The organism is Symplocastrum torsivum (assembly GCF_059505465.1).
The window spans coordinates 1-6366 of sequence record NZ_JCACKQ010000106.1; the positions used below are offsets into that span (position 1 = coordinate 1).

Here is a 6366-nt window from a genome sequence, read left to right on the forward strand (position 1 = left end):
AAGCTTTTTTGGTTAAAACTGGGTCGGTTCCTGACCCTTGGTGGTTTAATACTCAATAATTTAGAGTAATCGTTTGGGTTTGAACTTATTCATGAGCAGCCAAATGCCACTCACCACCAATAATCCTGACCCCAAATGGGGTTCGGGAACGGAAGCGTGATTTTCTTCTTGGCATCGCTGACAGTAAGCATCCCTAGCTGAGCTATCCGTGCCAGGTGGGTAACTGAACTGCTGTTGCAGCCCCTGTGCAAATGCGGCTGAGTACCCTTCAATTTCTGCTGCCACCTGTTCTCGCTCTGAGTCGGTCGAAGCATCTCGGAGTCTTTCAAAATTGAGGAAGGCGACTTCACGCCACCCAGCGATGAGTTGAAACGTCTGCTGGTCATCTTCTTCACCCGGCAAGTCTGTGTCGTCAAGGGTCGGGTCAAACTTCTGTACCAGTTCCTCGGTCACATCCACTTGTTGGAGGAATTGGTTGGCGCGGGTATGGTCTGAGTAACTTACTGGAGTGCCTTGAAGGTAAAGCTCATACAGCACAAACGGCAAATCCCGTTGAATGTGGGCGTTGAAGCCCAAAAGTAGGTTGCCTGCACCTACCACTGAACGATTCTGTGCTGTATCAAAGGCAATCTGCCAAGCTGGTGGGACGATGCCTACTCCTGAGTGGTAGGCATCGTAAGGGCGAAAATAGTATTCGGCGAACAGTGCATCCTCCCGAACCACCGAAGCTGGGTCCTCATACTCAATTTCGTCGAGTGTCGAGAGAAACGTTTCACTAGTTCGCAAGTAGGTAAGTGCAAACAAGGCATCATGGTCACATAGCTCTGCCAGTAGCTCGTATCGGCGTTCCATCTCTTCGATAACGAGGTCTACGCATTCGGGTTCCCCCTTCTGGCAAGCTTCTGTTGAGGTGAGATTCGGCTCGCTTGCTCTTGCCGTCCCCGACAGTGCAAGAAGCACCGCTAAGCTTCCTAAAAAGAAATTTTTCATGAGTTTCCCTTTCCAGTAGTTTTTGACTCGGATGCGTAGTACGCCCACCCGATGTGGTAGCTGTTGTTCACAACAGTTCGGATGATACTCAAACCCCCACTCGCTGAAAATCAGGACGCTTCCCTCTCACCAGCATCGGCACTCCTTGAGCGGGTCCCAGCAGAGCGCCCTTACGTACTGGCTCAACGGGTTGGCGAGAAGCCAGTTCCAACTGCCAACGAGATAGCACTGTTGCCAGAACCAGTTTCATCTCAAACTGAGCAAATGCCATACCAATACAAGCACGGTTACCGCCTCCAAAGGGCAAAAACTCATACGGGGTAAATTGGCGTTCTAGAAAACGCTCTGGCTTAAACTGCTTCGCTTGAGGATATAAATCTTCGCGATGATGGGTCAAATAAATACAGGGAACCAGTAGAATACCAGGCTCGAATTGGTAGCCCGCAATCTTTAGCGGTGACTTGACCACTCGATTTAATGCCAACATCGCCACTGGGTAAATTCGCAGCGTTTCTTGGCAAACAGCATTCAAATAGGGCAGTCGCACAATTGCACTCGGATCGGGGTTTTCACCGAGGGCATCCAACTCTTGCAACAGTTTCTCACGCACTTGGGGCAGATGGTGAATCCAGTACAATGCCCAAGCTAAGGCAAGCGCCGTGGTTTCATGACCCGCTATCAACAGGGTCATCAACTCATCTCGTAGTTCCACATCTTTCATCGGCTCACCCGCTTCATCACGAGCCGACATCATCATTGACAGAATATCAGTCCGAGATGGGTCGGGTTTGGCTCGGCGAGAGGCAATCTCAGAGTAGATCAGGTCGTCAATTTGTTGTAGTTGGCGCATCAACTGTCCCCACGGACTCCACGTCCCAAAATCTCGTTGCAGCACGGGGAAAACAATAATCATGCCTTGCAACAGAGAATTCTTGGGATTTAGCAGTGCACTCAAGAGTTCCTGTAGCGTTTCGTAACGAGAACCCTCCTCTAAACCAAATACAGCTTTCAAGATGACCTCAAAGGAGATCGCTTGCATTTCAGGACGAATTGATAAGGGTTCTCCAATCGTCCATCGCCCCGTTACTTTCTCGGTGATGTCACGCACCAGTTGACCATAAGCCCGCATCCGTTCTCCATGAAAGGGAGGCATTAACAGCTTGCGCCGCCTTCGGTGCCGCTCTCCAGCGATCGTCACCAGTGATTGACGCCCCAGTAAAGGCGATTTAATACCCGCTTCCTCACCCGAGTCCAACTGTTTTGGCTCGGTACTGAAAATCTCCTGAATCGCTAGCGGATTGCTAATGAATACTTGAGGGGTAAAGACTGGACCAATCCGGAGAGTGAAGATATCACCATAGCGTTGGGCACAGGCTTCCATGTAACCTAGAGGATTAGCGAGCCACTGGAACGTCTGTACCCAAGGGTGTGTCTGGGGACCATCTGGCAGTTTAAGTGTAGACATTTTTGTTGCTATCCCAATTATTGACCCAGTTTGTCAAACATTCTATCGGGCAGGTTGAGGCAACCTACATTAAACCGCCCCATCCAAAAAAAACTGTATTCAGTTGGACAAGACCTGCTAGGTTCACAGCGAGCGCACTTGCCCTTCGACAAATGAAATACCTGGCGGAACTTTCATCGCACTTGCTATCGCTGCCGGTGTAAGATGTCAGCCATCCTGCTGTATGCAAGCTCATTGCCCTTGAGGCTTCGTTAATTTGTTGAACATTCCGGTAAACGTTCTTAAACCGGAATGTGCGAGCCGTCTCATAAGCACACTTATGGCACCAGTTTACTAAGGAGAAAAGCCGTACACTACTGGGTGACGTACTGAGTGCTGCACAACATGGGAACAGAACACCCAAAGGTTACGGCTTATATTCCTCAAGTAATTCTTGAGGCACTGGACGATTGGAAGAAAGAAGCTGGCATCGAGTCTCGTAGCGCCGCCATTGTAGAGATTTTGTCTGATTATCTAGGAGTACCGTATCCCGTAGAGCAGACGGGTAATGTACGAAAAGGAAGAATCAGTGATTTTTTAAATACCATCGTTATCGAGCTGACAAGGATAGAGATGAGAGTAACTGCACTGGAGGCACCGATGAAGTCAGACAGTACCGCCCCTAATGCAGCACTTGGTACCGCATTTGATTCCACTTCTGATAAGATATCTAACATACCAGGTGAGGCACTTAGCACCGTACAAAGTACCGCATCAAATTCCACTACTCCTCCAGCCAGTGACGTATCCTATGAAGCACCGAGTACAGTGCCGAGGCAATCCGCTTCTCCTGCAAACACAGCACGAGGTGAAGTACCTAGTAGCGCACCCACTCCGACGCTACCCCCAGCTCCGCTTTCGCAAACTACCTTGGCAACGCGACTGGGTATCTCGGATAAGGCGGTTCAGAAGCAACGGGGGAAGGGGAAGGAGAGCTTTGCAGCTTGGAGTCGCGAACGTGACCCAGATAATGTTGCTTGGACTTGGAAGGGAAGCGGAGGGAGAGGTCAGCCCTTACAATTCGTGCCGCTTTCCCAAATTACAGAGTTTCGTAGTTACGGCGGTTCTTGGAAATGAAATAGTTAATATCCAAAATAACAAAATGCCCTGGCGTTTTAACCAGGGCATTTTATTGCTCAATATTTAGTATTTTTGAGTGATTTTGCCCACGTCACTATAAAGTTTTCTACTGCCTCAACTAGCTCTGGAACAGCCCTTAAAAGCTCTTCCGTGACCTCACTGCGCGAAATCTTTTTTCGCCGCAATTTTGATTCCGATTTTTCCAAATTGTTTAACATGTTCCACAACGTTGGAGTGAACTGAATTGAAGACCCCTCCTTCTTTTCTCCAAATTGATTCAGCGACCTATTCTTGTAGACCGGACCTTCTCGATAATCCATATCATAGTTCGCTCTTCGCCCTTTATTCCAAGGCTCCGCTCCTTTCTTTGTCATGCCATTATTTGAGTTCGGTTTGCTCTCAAATTCTACTATTTTTATAGCAAAAACAATCAGTTGCGAGTTAATAATACGGCAATTAGATTAAGGAAATGATTTTAAAGAAAGCTCAGAGAAAGAGATTGGCTACAAACCGCAGTATTGCAGATTTATTACAACATTACTTTTATATTACATTCAAGTATTACATTTTTGTTGATGTAAATATCTGGAATCCTTTCTATAGGATGAATACAGGATTTCTAAGTCGTGAGTTTCCTTTGTATGGCTGTACTGCCCTTTCTTTGATAATCAATATTTGTCGTGATATAACGGGATGCAATCAAGCATTTACTACCGCTTTCGTTGACTGCGAATCGCAATCTTTTAACTTTAAACTAGAAGGTAATAAATAATGGATACGTCTAACGCAAGACAAGCTATCGAAACAATCAAAGAAGACACAGCAAATATCAGGTCACGAATTGTCAAACACATTGTTCCGCTCTTGGGTGGTCCAGAAGCGCCGAACCGTAAACAAGAGCCAGGCTTAAAATTTCTTGAATCGGTTTCACCACAGGAAATTGTAGACTTAGACCCGAATCTTCTTGAAAAACGGTTAAAGACCTTGGAAGAACAAGAGGTTATCTCCAACGATACAACCCGTAACGTCATCTGTTCTTTCAAAAAGTTTTGCTCCTTTCTAATAGAAATGCAGTGGGCAATTCCCCATGAAAAAAACGACAAAGAAACAACAGTTAGCTTTGCTCGAAAATTCCCTGAACAACGCCTTCGGGAAAAACCATATAGACCACCGTATGCATTGGGAGCTTGTGTAGGAGATTACTTCAATCCAGTGTTAGAGCAACAAATAAAAGATTATTCAAAGTTTTTAATAGAGATAATCGGAAAAAAAGATATTACAGTCGAAATCAGGCAGCTTAAAAGGCTATTAGGGTTGTTGACTGAATATAAGACTCCCGAACCGAGGGCTAACAACAATCCCCAGAAAGTTATCGATGTAGTACGCCTTGGAAAAGTCCCAATGGATGAAGTGCGAATGGAATATTTCGTTCCTGTTGTAAAACTCATTTTAGATAAAGAAGCTTATCCAAACCGCCAAGATAGACGAGATGCAGAGGAAGATGCTTATGAAGAAGCTATACGGGTAGCTCAAAAAACGGTCAACAACATCAAAAAAATTATTGATATATGGTCTAACGTTCCCAAGACCCAACAAAATTTGCTTTTTACTTTTTTGAACATAGCGAAATTTCTTTATCAGGAAGAGAGAAAAGTTGATAGCAGAAAAGGTTACGACGTGGCATACAAGGGCATACCAGCCGTTGAAGAAATTCGGAAACTAATAAATGAAAACACCAAAAAAGTAAAACAACAAGACCCTGTTATTCCTAAAAGTAAAAAAGCGATTCCTTGGCATGAAGTAGATGAAAACATACGGGACATCTATGATGTTTTGATTCACTTGAAAACACTCGCCGATACTGAAAGACTTAATAGGTATCGGAATAGACGTATTGGAAAAAAACGTTCTACAACAGCAATTGCTGGTAATTATCAGCGATTTCTTTTATATGCTTTCTTTTGTGTAATGCCTCCAGCCAGACAACAGATTCTCCGCAGTTTAATTATTGGAGAGTCATTTGTTCTGGGGCAAATCATCGGCAAGGAAGTAATTGATGCTCGTCAAATGGCTGACCCATCAAAGGCTCGGTGGGTTATTGGTATGCGAAATGGCAAAACCTTCGATACTTACGGATTTAATCCTTACTACCTACCAAATCATCAGTTTTTTGACGGAACCTTTCTCTATGATTACGTCAATAAATGGGTTCATGAGTATCGGTCTCTACTGGCTCCAAAAACGAATCATTTATTTTTTGGATTAAGAAATAAAAAGCCTTTAACACCAACAAGCGTTTACCGAACTGTCAGAAGTGCTACTGAGGGATTCACTGGAAAATCCGTCAATCCTCATGAGATGCGAAGACTCTTCAACTCTCACATTGAGAACTTGCACGTAGCTCCTCAACTCAAAACAAATATGCGAAATCGGCAGATGGCCCAGAGCGATAAAATCGCCAAAGAGGTCTACACCACACCCGATGCAGAGAAAATCGATGCCCCAATGAACCAATTTTTCCAAGACATGATTAGTAAGAAAGGTAAGACCAACCTAACGATACCTGACCTTCCTCCACACGGCTTGAACGTAGTAGACCTTTGGGCAGCGATGCTGCCAGAACAGAAAGCAGCGTTTCTTAAAGACAAAACTTAGCGATTGCGCGGAGCCTAGCAGGTCTAACCCAAGGCACCAGGGCTTAGCTCAGAATGCGTTCTCGATAGCTCTCAACGCGGCATTCTTAGGTTCTATCGGAATGATGATGTCTCCTACTGGATTCCGAAGACCTGACT

At 45.3% G+C, this 6366-nt stretch carries 5 protein-coding genes; 2 read left to right on the top strand and 3 right to left on the bottom strand.

The features are described from left to right. Positions 1–60 precede the first annotated feature (60 nt). Positions 61–990, bottom strand: a complete 930-nt coding sequence (locus AC5JL3_RS25025; RefSeq protein ID WP_496077056.1) for a DUF5995 family protein — start codon at positions 988–990, stop codon at positions 61–63. A gap of 88 nt (positions 991–1078) precedes the next feature. Continuing rightward, the gene (locus AC5JL3_RS25030) at positions 1079–2455 is read right to left on the bottom strand and encodes a cytochrome P450 (protein WP_496077057.1); all 1377 of its coding nucleotides are present in this window, start codon (positions 2453–2455) and stop codon (positions 1079–1081) included. Positions 2456–2839: 384 nt separating this feature from the next. Here AC5JL3_RS25030 and AC5JL3_RS25035 point away from each other — a divergent pair, with 384 nt between their 5' ends. Next, complete coding sequence (locus AC5JL3_RS25035; protein ID WP_496077058.1) at positions 2840–3571, top strand: ribbon-helix-helix domain-containing protein; 732 nt, start codon at positions 2840–2842, stop codon at positions 3569–3571. A 59-nt stretch (positions 3572–3630) separates the two neighbouring features. Here the strand turns inward: AC5JL3_RS25035 and AC5JL3_RS25040 are convergent, their stop codons facing one another. After that, complete coding sequence (locus tag AC5JL3_RS25040; protein ID WP_496077059.1) at positions 3631–3948, bottom strand: hypothetical protein; 318 nt, start codon at positions 3946–3948, stop codon at positions 3631–3633. A 397-nt stretch (positions 3949–4345) separates the two neighbouring features. Between AC5JL3_RS25040 and AC5JL3_RS25045 the strand changes: the two genes are divergently transcribed. Beyond that, positions 4346–6229, top strand: coding sequence for a hypothetical protein (locus AC5JL3_RS25045; RefSeq protein WP_496077060.1), 1884 nt, complete (start codon positions 4346–4348; stop codon positions 6227–6229). The last annotated feature ends 137 nt before the right edge of the window (positions 6230–6366 follow it).

Excerpts from the sequence above, each read along its gene's own strand:
- AC5JL3_RS25025 (WP_496077056.1), bottom strand. The coding sequence starts at position 990 with ATGAAAAATTTCTTTTTAGGAAGCTTAGCGGTGCTTCTTGCACTGTCG.
- AC5JL3_RS25030 (WP_496077057.1), bottom strand. The coding sequence starts at position 2,455 with ATGTCTACACTTAAACTGCCAGATGGTCCCCAGACACACCCTTGGGTA.
- AC5JL3_RS25035 (WP_496077058.1), top strand. The coding sequence starts at position 2,840 with ATGGGAACAGAACACCCAAAGGTTACGGCTTATATTCCTCAAGTAATT.
- AC5JL3_RS25040 (WP_496077059.1), bottom strand. The coding sequence starts at position 3,948 with ATGACAAAGAAAGGAGCGGAGCCTTGGAATAAAGGGCGAAGAGCGAAC.
- AC5JL3_RS25045 (WP_496077060.1), top strand. The coding sequence starts at position 4,346 with ATGGATACGTCTAACGCAAGACAAGCTATCGAAACAATCAAAGAAGAC.